This is a genomic window from Paenibacillus sp. FSL R5-192 (assembly GCF_000517845.1).
Lineage (GTDB): Bacteria > Bacillota > Bacilli > Paenibacillales > Paenibacillaceae > Paenibacillus > Paenibacillus amylolyticus.
Window position 1 is genome coordinate 1 of record NZ_ASPR01000069.1, and the last position, 424, is coordinate 424.

Annotated in this window: 1 protein-coding gene; it reads left to right on the forward strand. The window is 39.6% G+C overall.

Annotated elements, in window-relative coordinates; translation table 11 throughout:
• Positions 1–424 (forward strand): hypothetical protein (locus C161_RS32660; RefSeq protein ID WP_036674308.1); only part of this gene is annotated, 424 nt, incomplete at both ends.

Sequence of the window (424 nt, forward strand, 5' to 3'; positions counted from 1 at the left end):
TTACTCTGCTAAGTATGACAAAGTTTATGCTGGTGACGGATACGGAGATGTAGGGTATGTAGATAAAGTATTGGCTGACTATTCTCCACAAAAGGCGGGTACAACACAACCTACACAGAAGCAATTAAAGGATGCGAAAAACACCGCTGATAGTGAACTGCTTCGGATTAGTGATGAACTTTATAATATTGATGTTTCAGAACTTGAGAGTAAACTCGGAATCAAAGATATGAAAATCTCTGACAAAGAGTTGTCTTTAAAACAATCCGAAGCACGGCAGAAGAACATGAAGAAAGACTCCCAAGAGTACAAAGCCGAATACGAGCTTCAATTGAAACTCAAAACTGAAATACAGAAACTGATGCAGGAGCAGCGTCAGATGATCGAACAATCCGGGCTGAAATCAGATGAGTTGACTAATAAG